The 237-nt window shown below is 40.5% G+C and carries 1 protein-coding gene; it reads left to right on the forward strand.

Annotated elements, in window-relative coordinates; all coding sequences use genetic code 11:
• A partial coding sequence (locus tag AAEY72_RS16310) for a YcaO-like family protein (RefSeq protein ID WP_352311732.1) occupies positions 1–237 on the forward strand: 237 nt, incomplete at both ends.

The raw sequence follows: 237 nt of genomic DNA on the forward strand, positions 1-237 counted from the left end.
GCCTACTGGCATTTTAGATGAATACTGTTTAGATATTTATAATCCCGATGAAGAGTTATGTGGCTCGCATTTAATTGATACTAACTCAGGCAATAAAGATCGTGGCATTTGTGCTATTCCATACACGCGTCAGTCAGATGGGGAAACGGTCTATTTCCCGTCTAACCTTATTGAAAACTTATTTTTAAGCAATGGCATGAGTGCGGGTAATAACCTGCAAGAAGCCCATGTGCAGTG

This window comes from Psychrobacter sp. W2-37-MNA-CIBAN-0211 (assembly GCF_040309405.1).
In the GTDB taxonomy this organism is placed as follows: Bacteria; Pseudomonadota; Gammaproteobacteria; order Pseudomonadales; family Moraxellaceae; genus Psychrobacter; species Psychrobacter glaciei.